Origin of the sequence: Succinivibrio faecicola, assembly GCF_019448115.1 — a bacterium.
GTDB classification, from domain to species: domain Bacteria; phylum Pseudomonadota; class Gammaproteobacteria; order Enterobacterales; family Succinivibrionaceae; genus Succinivibrio; species Succinivibrio faecicola.
On the sequence record NZ_JAGFNY010000003.1, the window covers coordinates 85,954 to 102,927 of the forward strand.

General features: G+C 37.0%; 15 protein-coding genes. 6 read left to right on the forward strand and 9 right to left on the reverse strand.

Going from position 1 to position 16,974, the window contains the following annotated elements:
* Positions 1 to 96: 96 nt before the first annotated feature.
* A complete protein-coding gene (locus J5V48_RS02155; RefSeq protein WP_219936583.1) occupies positions 97 to 819 on the reverse strand; it encodes a gamma-glutamyl-gamma-aminobutyrate hydrolase family protein in 723 nt (240 codons plus the stop codon).
* A 164-nt stretch (positions 820 to 983) separates the two neighbouring features.
* On the opposite strand from J5V48_RS02155, the gene J5V48_RS02160 reads away from it, so the two are divergent.
* Positions 984 to 1,973, forward strand: coding sequence for a bile acid:sodium symporter family protein (locus J5V48_RS02160; RefSeq protein WP_219936585.1), 990 nt, complete (start codon positions 984 to 986; stop codon positions 1,971 to 1,973).
* Positions 1,974 to 2,434: 461 nt separating this feature from the next.
* Here the strand turns inward: J5V48_RS02160 and J5V48_RS02165 are convergent, their stop codons facing one another.
* Together J5V48_RS02165 and J5V48_RS02170 are read right to left on the reverse strand one after the other, a co-directional pair.
* Positions 2,435 to 3,079, reverse strand: a complete 645-nt coding sequence (locus J5V48_RS02165; RefSeq protein ID WP_219936587.1) for a hypothetical protein — start codon at positions 3,077 to 3,079, stop codon at positions 2,435 to 2,437.
* A gap of 11 nt (positions 3,080 to 3,090) precedes the next feature.
* On the reverse strand, positions 3,091 to 3,294 hold the full coding sequence (locus J5V48_RS02170) for a SlyX family protein (protein ID WP_219936589.1): 204 nt from the start codon (positions 3,292 to 3,294) through the stop codon (positions 3,091 to 3,093).
* Positions 3,295 to 3,361: 67 nt separating this feature from the next.
* Between J5V48_RS02170 and J5V48_RS02175 the strand changes: the two genes are divergently transcribed.
* Positions 3,362 to 3,889: an NUDIX domain-containing protein gene (locus tag J5V48_RS02175; protein WP_219936591.1), complete on the forward strand. Its 528-nt coding sequence runs from the start codon at positions 3,362 to 3,364 to the stop codon at positions 3,887 to 3,889.
* A 75-nt stretch (positions 3,890 to 3,964) separates the two neighbouring features.
* Here J5V48_RS02175 and corA read toward each other — a convergent pair whose 3' ends face one another.
* Both corA and J5V48_RS02185 read right to left on the reverse strand, forming a co-directional pair.
* Positions 3,965 to 4,918 (reverse strand): magnesium/cobalt transporter CorA, encoded by a 954-nt coding sequence (gene corA, locus J5V48_RS02180; protein ID WP_219936592.1) that lies wholly within the window; start codon positions 4,916 to 4,918, stop codon positions 3,965 to 3,967.
* 182 nt (positions 4,919 to 5,100) lie between these two features.
* Positions 5,101 to 5,751, reverse strand: coding sequence for a GntR family transcriptional regulator (locus J5V48_RS02185; RefSeq protein ID WP_219936594.1), 651 nt, complete (start codon positions 5,749 to 5,751; stop codon positions 5,101 to 5,103).
* 286 nt (positions 5,752 to 6,037) lie between these two features.
* Between J5V48_RS02185 and J5V48_RS02190 the strand changes: the two genes are divergently transcribed.
* From J5V48_RS02190 to kdsA, 3 genes are all read left to right on the forward strand, one after another.
* Positions 6,038 to 8,524: an inorganic phosphate transporter gene (locus tag J5V48_RS02190; RefSeq protein WP_219936596.1), complete on the forward strand. Its 2,487-nt coding sequence runs from the start codon at positions 6,038 to 6,040 to the stop codon at positions 8,522 to 8,524.
* A 244-nt stretch (positions 8,525 to 8,768) separates the two neighbouring features.
* Positions 8,769 to 10,382, forward strand: a complete 1,614-nt coding sequence (locus J5V48_RS02195) for a methyl-accepting chemotaxis protein (RefSeq protein WP_219936599.1) — start codon at positions 8,769 to 8,771, stop codon at positions 10,380 to 10,382.
* Between the two features lie 308 nt (positions 10,383 to 10,690).
* A complete protein-coding gene (kdsA, locus tag J5V48_RS02200; protein ID WP_219936602.1) occupies positions 10,691 to 11,545 on the forward strand; it encodes a 3-deoxy-8-phosphooctulonate synthase in 855 nt (284 codons plus the stop codon).
* A gap of 65 nt (positions 11,546 to 11,610) precedes the next feature.
* On the opposite strand, the gene purB is transcribed toward kdsA, so the two are convergent.
* Genes purB through J5V48_RS02220 form a run of 4 tightly spaced genes read right to left on the reverse strand, consistent with a single transcriptional unit; the run spans position 11,611 to position 15,252 of the window.
* Complete coding sequence (purB, locus tag J5V48_RS02205) at positions 11,611 to 12,978, reverse strand: adenylosuccinate lyase (protein ID WP_219936604.1); 1,368 nt, start codon at positions 12,976 to 12,978, stop codon at positions 11,611 to 11,613.
* 27 nt (positions 12,979 to 13,005) lie between these two features.
* The gene (locus J5V48_RS02210) at positions 13,006 to 13,650 is read right to left on the reverse strand and encodes a lysogenization protein HflD (RefSeq protein ID WP_219936606.1); all 645 of its coding nucleotides are present in this window, start codon (positions 13,648 to 13,650) and stop codon (positions 13,006 to 13,008) included.
* A gap of 4 nt (positions 13,651 to 13,654) precedes the next feature.
* The gene (gene mnmA / locus J5V48_RS02215) at positions 13,655 to 14,776 is read right to left on the reverse strand and encodes a tRNA 2-thiouridine(34) synthase MnmA (protein WP_219936609.1); all 1,122 of its coding nucleotides are present in this window, start codon (positions 14,774 to 14,776) and stop codon (positions 13,655 to 13,657) included.
* Between the two features lie 8 nt (positions 14,777 to 14,784).
* Positions 14,785 to 15,252, reverse strand: coding sequence for an NUDIX domain-containing protein (locus J5V48_RS02220; protein WP_219936611.1), 468 nt, complete (start codon positions 15,250 to 15,252; stop codon positions 14,785 to 14,787).
* A gap of 206 nt (positions 15,253 to 15,458) precedes the next feature.
* Between J5V48_RS02220 and icd the strand changes: the two genes are divergently transcribed.
* Positions 15,459 to 16,712 (forward strand): NADP-dependent isocitrate dehydrogenase, encoded by a 1,254-nt coding sequence (gene icd / locus J5V48_RS02225; protein ID WP_219936613.1) that lies wholly within the window; start codon positions 15,459 to 15,461, stop codon positions 16,710 to 16,712.
* The last annotated feature ends 262 nt before the right edge of the window (positions 16,713 to 16,974 follow it).

Consider the following 16,974-nt stretch of genomic DNA (forward strand, 5'->3'; position numbering starts at 1 on the left):
TACACAGTACACATTAAAAAAGGATAAAACATGAGTTTTATCACGTTTGTATGATGTATAAAAATCGTATTTGTCTGTAAATTAAGAAAAAAATTACTAAATCGTATTCTTTAGGATCTGAGTTTTCTTTACAAAATCCTTTAGAAGAAGGCTCGATTTATCATTGTATTTATAATCATATTCAGGATGCCATTGAACAGCTACCATGTAAGGATGTGTGGTACTGCTTACTGCTTCTATAATACCGTCCTGTGAGATACCGTTTATCATCAGATCCTTTCCTAAATCCTTGATAGACTGATGATGAATACTGTTTACCTTAATATTTGAAATTTCAAACAGATAAGACAGATATGAGTTATCTACTAAAGTAACATTATGAGATGGAGTGCAATAAGGTTTTTCCTGATGATGATTAATCTCTGATTTGCCTTGAGAAACAATATCCTGATAGAGAGTCCCTCCTTGCATAACGTTGATAAACTGCAATCCTCTGCAGATCCCTAAAATTGTTTTCTTCTTTAAAATAGCATGGTTGTAGACAGTTACACTCAGATTGTCAAGAATATCAAGACACTCACCACAGTAGTCAGCCTTTTGCTCATTGTAAAGTTTTGGTGATACATCCTGACCGCCTGTGAAAAGAAAACCGTCACAGTATGAGCATATCTGTTCAAGAACATCTTTTTTGTCAGTATATGGAAGAATAATAGGACAAGCGCCGTGATCAACCAGTGCATTTATATAGTCAGGAAGCATCCATATGCTGTCTAATTGAGTGTCATATAAAGGCAAAACGCCTATAACAGTCTGTGTCATAAAATCTCCTTTTCTTCGATTTTATATAAAAAGAAGAAAAGAATTTCAAAATGACTATATTTGAACATAATGCATGAATTAAGTGCTAAAAATGTACAAAAATAGTGATGAATTTTCAAATTGGATCTACAATGCAAAAAAACTTTTTTTTAGGACGATTATTCATGAAAACTGTACTGAATCTTATTGCGGCAGTAAGTTCTTTCTTTTCAAGAACCTTTGCCTATATAGTTATTGTATTTGCTCTGATTGCATATTTCTTTCCAGATGGATTTACAAAGATTGCACCATACATTGCTTATCTACTTGGTATTGTAATGTTTGGTATGGGACTGACCATGCAGCCAAAGGATTTTGCTGAAGTTCTGAAAAGACCTGTAATGGTTCTGTCAGGTGTTGCAGGACAGTTCATTTTAATGCCAGTAATTGCTTATGTTCTGGTTTTTGTATTCAGTTTCTTTACTGATATGCCTGAGTTCTCATCAATTGCTGCAGGTGTTCTGCTTTTAGGATGCTGTCCTGGCGGTACTTCATCTAATGTTATGTCATATCTGGCAAAAGCTGATGTTCCTTTATCTGTGACGATTACTGCATGTACAACACTTTTAGCTCCTGTTGTTACACCAGCTTTATTCTACCTGATGGCCAGTCAGTGGGTAGATATTGATCCTGTAGCCATGTTCTATTCAATCATTAAAATTGTGATCCTTCCAATCGTTGGCGGTGTCATTGTAAATTTACTGTTCAAAAATGCAGTAAAGAAGGTTATCGTATCACTTCCACTTGTAAGTATTGTTGCAATTGTAGCTATTGTATGTGCTGTTGTTGCACTGAATGCTCAACGTTTAGCACAGACTGGTGCAATCATCTTTGTTCTGGTAGTACTGCACAACTGCATAGGTTATGCTCTTGGTTATTTGATGGGGGCGATCTTTAAATTCAGATTGTCTGCCAAAAAGACTGTAGCTATTGAAGTTGGTATGCAGAATTCAGCTCTGTCAGTAACACTTGCACAGAATTTAGCTAAAACTGGAGCAATCGATCCGATTGCTGCTGTTCCTGGTGCCATTTTCTCTGTATGGCACAACATATCAGGACCGATTGTTGCTACTATCTTTGCAAATATGAAAGATAAAAAGGACAATAGCAAGTAATAAGTGAAATTCTGATGTTATAACAGTAACAATCCTCCTTATACATAAAAGTATCGGAGGATTTTTTTGTTTTTGAGTTTACAACTGATTTATCAAAGAATGTAAGATTGGAAAGGTGATTTTCGATTCTACGTACTATCTTTAAAAAAATATGCACTTTCTGGCAGGAATAAGCAAAATAAGAGACTCAAATAGCATTGCAGATTTTTTGACTGAAGAGAGTGAATATTCAAGATGTCAGCATCTCAGTCATCCTTGCACTCCAAGCTGTTAGTCTCTGCATTAGAATGATCCTTCCTTTGCAGGTGGAGAATGTAAAACTATTTCAACGCTAAAATGCTTTTTGTAAGATAGAAACAGTATTTCTTTAAAATACAAAAATAATAAATACTGATTAAGATATTGAACATATCCTCTGTATGTATGAAGAATATACAGAGGATAAATTTGATGAAAACTAATTAAAGCTGGTGCTGAATTTTTTCAATAGCAAGATGGTAGATATTTTCAAGTGACTGTTCTGTAGTAGTCTTGTACAGTGTCTTTGTATCTGTAATTACCTTTCTTGTCTGACGGTTCTTGAGCTTGAAGTGCTTTTGCATATTGTTCTGCTGAGTGTAGATATCAAGCTCAATATCTGAATTTATATCATCAGTCATATTATCAAGACCAGCCCATGTCCAGAACTGTTTGATGCTTACTGCAACTACAATAGTTTCTTCATCATCAGCAAAACCAGGTTCTACTACCTGATATCCAGCTTCACTAAACGCTCTTGAAATAAGCTTTCTAAACAAGTCAGCCACAGTGCTGTTCTTTGGCAGGAGCAGAGCACCTGACTGTTCATTGAACATATTCTTGAGTCTTGCATAAGCTCTTGATTTGTAATCTTTTGACAAGATCTTTCCTGATGGAAGATTAGGCTGCTTTGCGTTGCCGATAAACATACGATTATCAGTTACATCTGCAATCATTACCTTTGGTCCATTTTTTGGCTCATCAATATATGTTGGTAATTTTAAATCTACAGCCTTTTCGCTGTTAGAGCATGCACTGAGATTAAGGGCGATACATGCTACAAGAAGTAATTTGATCAGTAGTTTCATAAGATATTACTCTAATAATGTGGTGGTGGTACTTCATCCTTCAGATCTCTGGTTGCGTATGGATCGCCAACTTTTGAGTAGAGGATTTTAAACTGTACTTTTAGTTTATCTAAAGTTTCATATACAGAAGTTAGTTCATTAGACTGTTTTTCAAGTTCAGCCTCAAGCCAGGAAATTTTTTCCTCAAGCTCAACTAGCTTTTCACTGTCGGACATTTTTTTCTCCTTTATAGCGGATAAAACATTATAATGTTTTTGCAAAAAATAATAAAAAGGAATTTATATGTCTTCTCAGGAACTTGTTGATATTGTTGATGAAAATAACGAGGTTATAAAAACTGTTACAAGAGCAAAGATGAGAAAAGATCAGTTGCCTCACAGAGCATCATATATTGCACTTTGCAACAGTAAAGGTAATTTTCTTGTGGAGGTTAGAACTTTAAACAAGGATTATGCTCCGGGGCTTTTTGATGCTGTTGTAGGTGGTGTGATACAGCATGGAGAGGATTTTGATGAAAGTGCAAAAAGAGAACTTTTAGAAGAAGTTGGTATAGATGCTGATTTAAAGGAAGTAGAGTTTCACTCACTTGGTAACTGTAAAATAGTTGGCAAATCAAAAATGCGCTATTTTTATGGATATTTGTATCTAGCTAAAACCGATCTGATCACTAAAAGACAGGCAAGTGAGGTATCAGGTATTATGTATCTGCCATTTGAGGATATTATTAAATTAAAAGACTCTACAACTCATGATTCGGTTGTTGCTCTTCTGGAGATTATTAAAAGAGCAAAAGAGAAGAAACTACTGTAGATGTTTTTTTTGCGCCTTCGCAGAAAGACAACTTAAGGCGCAATACAAGATTATTAATAACTGAAAGCTTTGTGCTTATAACCAGCCTTTCTTTCTAAAGAAGAAATATGTAATAGCTGCAGATAAAATCATCATTCCGATAGAAACCGGATAACCGTAATACCATTCTATTTCTGGCATAAACTTAAAGTTCATTCCATAAACAGATGCAATCCAGGTAGGAGGCATGAACACTACAGCAGCCACGGAGAAGATCTTGATGATGCTGTTCTGCTTCTGATTTGTATAACCCATTGATGCTTCTAGCTGGAAGTTAATCTTGTTAGAAATAAATGAGGTGTGAGGCAGAATAGACTCAATATCGTTTAAAACCTCTTCAAGCACACGGGACTGTCTGTCATCAATATAGCTTTCAAATGTCTTTCTGATAAATCTTAAAGCTCTTCTTGTATCGTGTAGAGCCTGCAGGATCTGAGAGTTCAACTCTTCCTGTAAAATAAGCTCTTCTAAAGTTTCCTTCACGTGAGAATCATCTGTTATCTGGTCGGATGTCTGTTCAAGAGTAAAGTAAGCATCCTCGATGAGATCGGATAACTGATCAACCTTAAGATCCTGAAGTTTTAAAAGGATATCAAGAGCTGAGCGGATTTCAACCTTGTCATGTCTTATGTAGTATCTTAAAAGTCTGACAATTGAGATGTCATCTTCCCTGAATGAGATAAGAAGATTCTTTCTCATTGTAAAAGACATGTTCACACCACGGGTTTCATTTGAAAGTCTCTGTGGGAATAATGACAGGATATGAACACCGTCAGGACCTACTCTGAAACGGGATGATGACTCGATATCATCCATCTCATCCTCTTCAGGAACGTCCTCAACGAATAAAGTTTCAAGCCAGGAGCGCTCTTCTTCATCAGGCTGATTAACATCAAGCCAGATAACATCGGCAGGAAGACTTTCTTTAGGACTGACCTGAACGATGCTTAATTTATCAGTGTCTTCATTTAAAATGCATGCTGAAATCATACATCCTCCTAAAGAAAAAGAAGCCTATTTTAACTTCGGTTTATACACAAATCCTGTCAGGAAACCTGTCCTGCTTAAAAAAAACGCTTTATTCTTTCACAAAACTGCAAAAAAAACATTAAATTTTTTGTAAAAAATGTAAATAATATTTTATAAAAAATCAAATTTGTCTTTTATTACAATTACTTAACTAAATGTTCAAAATTTTTCCAGTAGGCACCAAAGTCTGGAAGAATATGTGCTCTTAGAAGGGTTACAACACGACCAATATTTCTTTCCTTGATTGCATTAGCAATATTCTGATGCTCGATTATGGATTTTTGCATGTGTTCCATATTGTTGCCAAGTCTGTTTCTAGCTGTGTTCATTATTGCAGAAATTCTTTCAAATGATGAAATGAAATAGCTGTTTTCACACAGATCTACAAGGTTTTTATGGAAAACAGAATCCTGATAAAGATAATCCTCACCATTGTTAGAAGATAGAGCAAATTTCATTTTTACAATTACTTTTTCTGTTTCTTCTATTAATCTTTCCTGATTTATAGCAAAAGAAAGGATCACACTTTGAGATTCAATTACAAATCTGAAGTTTAATAGATCCAAAAGTTCTTTTGAATTTAATGAGAATACATATGTTCCACTTTTAGCTTTTCTTACAACAAGACCTTCAGCCTGCAGTCGTTTTAAGGCATCACGGATAGGAGCCTTGTTAGCTGTAATAAGCTGTTCAAGCATTCTTTCGGAGATCTTCTCGCCCATAGCAAAAGAGCCCTGGATGATTTTCTCTTTTATCTGCTCATATACAATATCTTTCTGAAGATTATGCTCCATACCATACCTTAAAAAAATAAAGATTTTTATAGATTAAGATCAGTTTCGTCTTAAAAACAAGATAAAAATATTATATAAACTGCAATCTAAATATTCACAAAAATTAACAAAAGATAGTTAAATATAATAAAAATATGTGAATAACATCACAATTATTTTATTTTACATAAATTTAACAAAGTATTGAATAGAACTTTACGAATCAAGTAAAAAATAAAATATATCTACCAAAAAAGTAATTAGATCTAGTAAAATTACCCCCAAAGTATATAACTTAAGGAACACCATGTTTTCAAGTATAGTTTTTATCATTGTGGTTATGCTTCTGCTGCTGGCTGCACTGGACCTTTTTGTAGGCGTAAGTAATGACGCTGCCAACTTTTTAAATTCTGCTATCGGAACCAGAATCGCGCCACTTGCCGTAGTGCTGGTGGTTGCTTCGTTAGGTGTTCTTATGGGAGCTACCTTTTCGTCTGGAATGATGGAAATTGCAAGAAAAGGTATGCTTTATCCTGAAATGTTCAGCTTCGGTGAAATAATCCTTATCTTTGTCGCTGTAATGATTTCAGATGTCCTTTTACTTAATCTTTTCAATTCATTCGGTCTGCCAACCTCTACAACAGTTTCAATCATTTTCGAGTTACTGGGCGCTGCAACATTCGCATCCTTCTTTAAGGTATATGGTACTGGTCTGTCCTATTCAGAAATTTTCAATTACATTAAGCTTGATAGAACCGCTACCATTGTTTCAGCTATTTTACTGTCTGTTGTAATTGCTTTTATTACAGGTATGGTAGTGCAGTTTGTCTGCAGACTTCTTTTCACATTCAGATTTGAAAGAACTGTAAAATATCTTGGTGGTATCTACTGCGGTCTTTCAATTTCAGCAATTGCATACTTCCTAATCATGAAAGGTGCTAAGGGTGCATCTTTTATGAAGCCTGAATATCTTGAGTTCATGAATGCTCATTTCTCAACTATCATGTGGACCATCTTCGCATCTTTTGCTCTGATTGGTCAGATAATGGTGCTCTTTAAGAGAAATGTATTCTGCCTTATCATTCTTGCAGGTACCTTCGCACTTGCATTCTCATTTGCAGGAAACGATCTTGTAAACTTCGTAGGTGTTCCTCTTGCAGCGCTTGACTCATATCAAAACTGGAGTCAGTTTGGAGCAGGTGATTCATCATTCATGATGGACTGTCTGAATGAGACTAACAGAACCTCAACAATCTGGCTGTTTACAGCAGGCGCTATCATGTGTGTTACTCTGTGGGTGAGCAAGAAGGCAAGACAGGTTATTCAGACATCTATTAACCTTTCATCAAGCACATCAGGTACAAGAGAGCAGTTCGGCGCTTCAACTCTTGGCAGAATCATCACAAGAATTGGTCTTGGTGTTTCAAGAACAGTATATAAGGCTATGCCTGATTCAGGCGTTTCCTATATCAAGAAAAGATATACAAAACCTCTTGTTAAGAAAGGCGAGGATAGATTACCTTTTGACTATGTAAGAGCTTCAATAAATCTTGTTATTGCTGCAACGCTAATCTCTGTTGCAACTTCATTAAAGCTACCTTTATCAACAACTTATGTTTGCTTCATGGTTGCAATGGGAACCTCATTTGCTGACGGTGCATGGGACAGAGAAAGTGCAGTTTATAGAATTTCAGGTGTGGTAACTGTTATTGCAGGCTGGTTCTTAACCGGTATTTCCGCCTTTACATTTGCATGCTTTATCGGATTTATTCTGTTTAATCTTGGGTATATTGCTGCTCTTTGCATAACTCCATTTGTATTTGTTTTAATTATCTATACTAACTTCTTTAGAAAGTCAAAATCAGATGCTGCAATCAGTGAACTTTCAGCAAAAACTGATCAGGAAATTCTTCAGTCTGTTGCTAATTCAGTTCCTGAATATTTTACAAAGGAGCTTGAAAGCCTGCAGGTTTCAATCGATGCCTTCTTTGATGATAACGAATTCCAGTTAAGAAGAGCACGTAACAAGGCATCTAATATTCTTGAATCCTTAAGTGAGAAAAGACGTGCTTACTATTCTCTTGCAATAGATAATACAAAAGATCTGCTTTCATCAAAGGCTGTTTCAAGAGCTAAATGTACAAATGATGCCAAGTTCTTCTTCTATCTTGTGTTCTCAAATATGAAGGAAGCTTCAAAATCAGTTCATTACGCAATTGATCAGGCTGTAAATCATGTTGCAAACCGTCATACTATATTTAGTGGTGTCATGAAACAGAGTCTATATGAACTGTTAAAGAGAGTTGAGCGCTTAAATGACGATCTGGCATCTATAAGAGAACAGGCTAATTATCAGTCTGTTGAAAACCTGGTAAAGCATTCAAAGAAACTTAACCGAGATATCGATAAATGTCAGCTAGAATTAGTAGCTATTATCGGCTCAGAGCACGTATCTATGCATTCATCTGAAATGTATCTGACATTCTTGCAGTGTATGAGAGATATTGCAAACAGATATGTGGCTGTATGTATGCAGGCTCATGCCTTAGCAGAGATTGTATATGGCTTAAAGTCCAGCAGGGATGCTGACAGTCAGGCTCAGAGCATTGTTATGGCAACAGCTTTCAGACAGGAAAGATCAGAACTTGCAATTTCTGATAGTCAGACACAGCAATCTCCTGTTTTAAAGATAAGTGATGAAATTCCAGCTCAGAGAGTAGGTTATCTTGTAGATAATGATGATTCTTATGTTGAGCTGCCAAAATCACCTGCTCAGATGGAATCTGAAAAATAAGAAATTAAAAAAAATGAAATAATACCTCAGTTTGTTTTATAACTACTGAGGTTTTTTATTTTAGTAGTTAAAGAAATCTTGTGATGCACCGTTAAATGTTTGTATTTCAATAAGGTATAACTTTGAATTAAGTCAAAATTTAATAATTTTGGATTAACATTATTGATAAACATTGCCGATAATAGTAACAAAGTATCAGTAGTCTGCTGACACTGTTTTTCTTATACAAATAAGGATGATTCATATGTTTGGTTGGTTTAATAATCTTGCAGTAAAGGCTAAACTTCTTGTCGCCTTCTCAGTTGTAATCGTATTGACACTCGTTATCTCAATTGTCTCCTTAGTAAATCTATCATCTATTAAGGGCTCTATTGAGTATGCTGATACAGAACTTTCAGGTAACTATAATCCTAATGTTGAAATCAGCGCACTTATAAATGAGGTCAACGATCAGCTGTTTATTTTCGTAAGTAATATTCGTGAATTTACTCCTGAAAATCAGGCTGCTGTTGAAAACAAGTTAACACAGATAAGTCAGTTTGCTGATAAGATTGACAGCACTAATTCAACAGAGTACACAAAACTCTTAAAGTCTGATATTGCAGAAGTTGTAGCAAATTACCATGAAAGACTTATTCCTGTCTTAAAGCGTAACTTTCAACCTATGGCTCGTGGTATTTACTCTGTAGAAATCTATCCAAAGCTAGTTAATGCAAATAAGATCCTTGTCAAGATTAACTCATCAATTCTGTCAAGTATCATGGCAAACTTAAATGAGCTGAACTCCAACGGTCATATCGTTGCTGTTGCATTGGCATCATTATTGGTAGTTATTCTGTCAGTAATTGTAAGCATCTCTCTTGCAACGGTATTCACAGGTGCAATCAAGCAGGCTCTTGTTGCAACATCTGCAATTTCAAAAGGTGACCTGTCAAGTGAGATACGTACAAACTTAAATGATGACTTTGGTACACTTCTACGTGCATTAGAGAGTATGCGTGTTGAATGGCAGGGCATTGTAGGTGCTATCAAGGGTGCTGAAGCCAAGTTAAATGAGAACTTTACCAACATCAATAACACTACAAGTGAGATTGCCGAATCTGCTAAGGTAACTGAGAGCCGTGCTCTTACAGTTGCAGCTGCAGCAGATGAGATGGTTTCTACAACATCTGATATTGCCAAGAACTGTCAGGAAGCTGCTGTTAATGCTGAAGATTCCAACAGAACCACCCAGGATGGTGTATCAAAGGTTCGTCTGACCATTGAAGCTATTCAGGAACAGGTTGTTAAGTCAAAGAACGATGCTCAGCAGGTTAGCGCTCTTGTAGATAGAGCTCAGAAGATTGGTACTATTGTTCAGACCATTGATGAGATCGCTTCTCAGACCAACTTACTTGCTCTTAACGCTGCAATTGAGGCTGCTCGTGCAGGTGAGGCTGGTAAGGGCTTCGCTGTGGTAGCAGATGAAGTTCGTGCCCTTGCATCCCGTACTTCAAAATCTACTCAGGAAATTACCTCAATGGTATCTCAGGTTCAGTCTGATGCCAACCTTGCAAATGAGTCTATGACCAAGTCTGTTGAGTCAATGGATGCTTTAGCTGCAGAAACTGCTGCTATCGAATCACTGCTTAACGATATTATCATGAAGGGTGAAACTGTAACTGCTCAGATTGGTCAGATTGCAACAGCTGCAGAGCAGCAGACAACTGCAACATCTGAAATCTCCAACAACATGCAGAGCATTACCAATGCAGCTCAGGGCTTTGCTGTTGAGGTTGATACCGCTCAGAGAATCGTTAATGATGCAACAGATAACGTATCTCACTTAACAGAGATGGTATCTAAGATTAAGGTATAAATACAATCAAACATTTAAAGGATCACTTAATGTGGTCCTTTTTTTGTGTCTTATAATCCTGCCATTTAAGTCGCAGATGTTAATAACTTAGTATCTGCTGTTTTTTTGATAAAGCAAAGTGAACCTTTAGTTTTTTTGCTGCATACAACCTCTGCACTCAGAGCAATAGGCTTCTTTTCTCAAGACTTTTTCCTTTAAAAGAGGTGACTGTCAGGTAAACGTATGTAACATACAAAGAACATTTTGTTTTGTATATTTTTCTTTTTCATATATCATATTATCAGTAATCAATTCATATCGAGGCTCAAATGGAAGATAAGGTTGTTAAACTTGGCAATATTGAAATTGCCAACCACAATAAGTTTGTTCTTTTCGGCGGAATGAACGTTCTTGAAAGTCGTGATCTTGCAATGAAGATCTGCGAACACTATGTTAAGGTTACTGAAAAACTAAATATTCCATATGTGTTCAAGGCAAGTTTTGACAAGGCTAACAGATCATCAATTTTCTCATTCAGAGGTCCTGGTCTTGATGAGGGCATGAAGATTTTTGAGGAAATCAAAAAGACTTTTAATGTACCTATTATTACTGATGTTCATGAAAATGAGCAGGCAGCTGTAGTTGCAGAATATGTTGATGTTCTTCAGATCCCTGCATTCTTAGCCCGACAGACTGATCTTGTTGCTGCAATTGCAAAGACTGGCAAGGTTGTAAACATCAAGAAGCCTCAGTTCCTATCTCCATCTCAGATGGCTAATGTTACAAAGAAATTTGAAGAGTGCGGAAATGACAAGCTTCTTCTTTGCGACAGAGGCTCAAATTTTGGATATGACAATCTTGTTGTAGATATGTTGGGTTTCTCTGTTATGAAGCAGGTTACAGGTAATTATCCTGTAATTTTTGATGTTACACATTCTCTTCAGTGCCGTGACAGCAATGGTGCAGCATCAGGTGGCAGAAGAGCTCAGGTTACAGAGCTTGCAAGAGCAGGATTAGCAGTTGGAATTGCAGGTTTATTCCTTGAGGCTCATCCAGATCCTTCAAATGCTAAATGTGATGGTCCATCAGCTTTACCTCTTGATAAATTAGAGCCATTCTTGGCTCAGTGCAAGGCAGTAGATGATCTGATTAAGTCTTTTGCTCCATTAGATACATCTCATTAGTATGGATGTCCTTTAAAGAATAAATAAGGCCTCAATATGAGGCCTTTTAACATTATAAATATAGATTAGATATCCTTTGCAAACTTGACAGCACGACCAATGTAGGTTGCAGGAGTCAAGCCACGTAATAAAGCCTTTGCTTCTTCTGGCATATCAAGATTCTCAAGGAAGTTTTCCATGATCTCTTTAGTAACCTGCTGACCACGGGTTAATTCCTTTAACTTCTCGTATGGATTTGCAATACCATAACGACGCATTACTGTCTGATATGGCTCAGCTAAAACTTCCCAGTTGTTGTCTAATTCAACTGCAGTGTGGTTTGCATTAGCCTGAAGCTTTGAAATACCCTTTAGGGTTGATTTATAAGCGATTAGAGAATAACCAAAAGCAACACCAAGGTTTCTTAAAACAGTTGAGTCAGTAAGGTCACGCTGGAAACGTGAGATAGGTAATTTGTTTGCTAAGTGACCGAATAGAGCATTGGCGATACCCAGGTTACCTTCTGAGTTTTCAAAGTCAATTGGGTTAACCTTGTGAGGCATAGTTGATGAACCGATTTCGCCTGCGATAGTCTTCTGAGTGAATACACCGTTTGAGATATAACCCCAGATATCACGGTCAAAATCGATAAGGATTGTGTTGAATCTGTCAACAGCGGCAAATAACTCAGCAATGTAGTCATGTGGTTCAATCTGAGTTGTATATGGATTGAAGGTTAAGCCTAAATCCTCTTCAAAAGCCTTTGAAAATGCGTACCAGTCAACATCTGGATATGCAACTGTATGAGCATTGAAGTTACCAACAGCACCGTTGATTTTACCCATGATTTCAACATTGGCAATCTGCTCGCGCTGACGGCGCATTCTGTAAACTACGTTTGCCATTTCCTTACCGATAGTGGTAGGAGATGCAGGCTGACCGTGGGTACGTGCTAATAATGGAACATCTGCATACTTGTGAGCTAAATCTGCAATCTTTGAGATGATCTCATCCACAATTGGAAGTAAAACTTCTTCTCTTGCAGTCTTAAGCATTAAAGCATGAGAGTTGTTGTTGATATCCTCTGAGGTACATGCAAAGTGAATGAACTCGCTAACTTTTGCAATCTGCTCGTTAGACTTTGTCTTGTCCTTTAAGAAGTATTCAACAGCCTTAACATCATGGTTTGTTACAGCTTCACGCTTTTTGATATCTAAAGCATCTTCTTCGTTGAAGTTCTTAATAATTGAATCGATAAACTCAACAGTTTCCTTAGAAAATGCAGGAACCTCTTTGATCTGTTCGCAGGCTGCCAAGTGCTTTAACCAGGTTAACTCAACCTGTACTCTAAAGCGCATAAGGCCATATTCAGAAAAAATAGGACGCAGTTCTTCAGTTTTAGATGCATAACGACCATCTAAAGGTGAAACAGCTGATAAAGTTGAAAGTTCCATGATATTCCTCATATAAAAGTAGAAATTCTAGATCTGCTCAGATGCGTAACTTAGAATGTCTTTACGTCTGAACATTAAATAAAGCTTTTTACCGCCTACCTGATTCCATAAAACCACTGCTCTGATACCTGCAAGCAGGAGAGCTCTGATCCTATTCTGATTCTCAGTTGAACTTAAAAAACGCTCCTCACCAAAAATCAGGAGTTTTGAAAAATTAGGACTGATTAAAGACTGATAGAGCTGAGCAAATTTTTCAACATTGTCTGAATTCATGACAACTGAAGTACTTCCATCAAGAAAATCAGGATAATTCTTTTCAATTTGTACCTTCAGAGAATCAATTTCATTTGACAGTCTGTTGTACAAGGAAGAGTTACCCATAATTCTATCTGTAAGAGCAATAACCTGCATTGCAAGTTTTGCCAGCTCTTTTGCATTATTGTCTGTAATACCGTCTGTTGAGAATCCTTCAATAAGAGACTTAAATCCATTTTTAAGATCGCTTGTCTTGTAGATATCCTCAACTGTATCAGGATCTGTAACAAGAAGTGCACGTAATACTGTCGCTGCTGCATTTTCATCACAGTACCCTGTATGAGCTATTCTGTTTATCTGTGAACAGCACTGGAACAATGCTGCAAGAGCAATTGCTTCTGATTTGATATTCTTCATATTTCTAATCTTTCAGATGTCGGTCAATAACAGCACCACCAAGACAGTCAGGTCCCTGATAGAACACAACAGACTGACCTGGAGCTACAGCTGCAACCTTATTATCAAAAATAACCTTTAGGTTTTTTCCTTCTCTGTATACGGTACAAGGTACATCTGGCTGGCGATAACGGATCTTGCAGGTGCATTTTAATGGTAATTGAGGGCAGTCAGTGATCCAGCTTTCATTGATTGCAACAAGTCCGTATGAATAAAGATCAGTATCCTCATTTCCCTGTGCAACTATAAGTCTGTTGTTCTTAACATCCTTTTCAACAACATACCATGGTTTTCCGTTACTGTCTTTTCTGCCGCCAATATTAAGTCCCTTGCGCTGACCTATGGTTGCATACATAAGTCCATCATGACGGCCAACTACTTCACCTTTGGTGTTAACAATGTCACCTGGTGTTGCAGGAATATACTTTGAGAGAAACTCATGGAAACGTTTTTCTCCGATAAAGCAGATACCTGTAGAATCTTTCTTTTTAGCAGTTGCAAGACCTAGTTTTTCTGCAATGGCTCTAACCTCAGGCTTTTCAATATCGCCTACAGGGAAGAGCACTCTTTCAAGGATATTTCTGTTTATTGCATGCAGAAAATAACTCTGATCTTTATTTGAATCTGCACCTCTTAAAAGGTGAGCTTTTGGTGTATTGAAGCTTCTCTGACAGTAATGACCTGTAGCAATGTAGTCAGCATCAAGTACCTCGATTGCATACTGCATGAAAGCTTTAAATTTGATTTCTTTGTTGCAAAGAATATCTGGATTCGGTGTTCTGCCAGCCTTGTACTCTGACAGGAATATCTCAAAAACATTATCCCAGTATTCAGCTGCAAAATTGATGGTTTTAAGTTCTATTCCAAGTTTGTCACAGACTTTCTGTGCATCCTCTCTGTCCTTTGCTGCAGCACAGTATGAATCAGTGTCATCCTCTTCCCAGTTTTTCATGAAAAGAGCAGTTACTTTCATTCCGTTCTGCTTTAAAAGTGCAGCACTCACAGATGAATCTACACCGCCTGACAGTCCGACAACAACATGCTTTCCTTTTAGCTGTTCGTAAGGGATGCGTGCATCAAATTCCATTTTATATCCTATGGCTTGATTGAGCTTATTAAAGACAGATCAAAACGCTGTCCCTTGAAATAGGCATCGAAATTTTTGCCAACAAGTCTTGTACGCCATTTATCCTTGTTGTTGTAGATTTCTTCTTTTGTATACCATTTAACTGCAAGGATCTCATTGTCAGGATCATCAGCTCTCATCTGCTCCTTGTAATCCTTAAGCCTGCCTTCAAAGCAGAATCTGTAGATTGTTTCATTATCCTTGACATAATCATCAATAGAAACAAGGCTTACAATTTCAACTTCACAGCCGGTTTCTTCATAACCTTCTCTTTTTGCAGCCTCAACAATGGTTTCCCTTCCATCAATATGACCGCATGGATTTGAAAAGACAAGACGGTTTTCCTGATCCTCGTTATACTCTTCAACAATAAGGTATTTTCCATTGTGCTCAACAATAAGAGCAACGGTTGCATATGGCTTGAATCTTGATGACATTTTTATCTCCTTGAATGTGATCATTTTAGCAAAAATTACTGATTTTTTAAACTGCAGATAAAAAGGAGACAAGACATGATTTTTTTTTCTGATGCCATATTTTTGTGCATAAAGCAGTCTAACTGAGAATATTTCAAGAATACTGCTAGTTTTGCACTATTTTTGCTACAATTATGCATCATACATTGTTTTATTAGGAGATACTGATGTTCAACTCAAAAGTTGTAGTACCTGCAGAAGGTAGCGCAATTACAATCGATGCAAACGGCAAGTTGCAGGTTCCTGCAAATCCAATCGTTCCATTTATCCGTGGTGACGGTATCGGTGCTGATATTACTCCTGTAATGCAGAAGGTTGTTGATGCTGCAGTTGCTAAAGCTTATAACGGTCAGAAGAAGATTTCTTGGATGGAAATCTATGCAGGTGGTCGTTCAGTTGAGGTTTATGGTGACAACACATGGTTACCAGATGAGACTTTTGATTTTATCAGAAAGTATCACGTTGCTATCAAAGGACCTCTAACAACTCCTGTTGGCGGTGGTATCCGTTCATTAAACGTTGCTTTAAGACAGACTCTTGATTTATATATCTGTCTTCGTCCAGTACGTTACTTCAATGGTGTTCCATCACCTGTAAAGCATCCAGAGCTTGTTGATACTGTTATCTTCAGAGAGAATGCTGAGGATATCTATGCAGGTATCGAGTGGGAAGCAAATTCAGAAGGTGCCAAGAAGCTTATAGACTTTTTAGAAAAAGAAATGGGCGTTAAGAAGATCCGCTTTAATACAGACTGCGGTATCGGTGTAAAGCCTATGTCAAAGGCTGGTACTGAAAGATTAATCGGTGCTGCTTTTGAATATGCTATTGACCATGACAGAAAGTCAGTAACCATCGTTCACAAGGGCAATATCATGAAGTTTACTGAAGGTGCCTTCAAGAACTGGGGTTACAAGCTTGCTGAAGAAAAGTATGGTGCAACTAAGGATGAGAAGGGTGTAGTAAGCTTCACCAATCCAAAGAATGGCAAGAAAATTGTAGTTAAGGATTGTATTGCTGATGCATTCTTACAGAACATTCTTCTATATCCACAGGATTATGATGTAGTTTGCGCAATGAACTTAAACGGTGACTATATTTCTGATGCTCTTGCAGCAGAAGTGGGTGGTATCGGTATTGCACCTGGTGCAAACATCGGTGCTGACAGCGCAATCTTCGAGGCAACTCATGGTACTGCTCCTACTATTGCAGGTACCGGTAAGGCAAACCCAGGTTCAATCATCCTGTCAGCTGAACTTATGTTACGTCACATGGGCTGGGAAGAGGCTGCTGATTTGATTGTTGATGCTATGGAAAAGGCTATTACCTCAAAGCGTGTAACATCTGATTTTGCTGGTTTAATGGAAGGTGCAACAACCTTAACTACCAGTGAATTCGGTGATGAGATTATCAAGCACATCTAATTAGATTTTACAAAAATGACAGTGTCGGTGCATAGAGTAATGCATTGACACTGTTTTTTTTAATTAGAAAAGGAGAAAATACTTATTTGAACTATCACAATAGTCTTGTTTGATCCTCTATTTTGTTTAGCTATTATAGAAGTGACATTTTTTTTTGTCACTTCTAATGTCAATTCTCAAAAATATTTTTGACCAAGTTTTTTACTTATTTTATTGTTTTTAAAACAAAATATAACTAATACAATCTATTTACTTCTTTTAG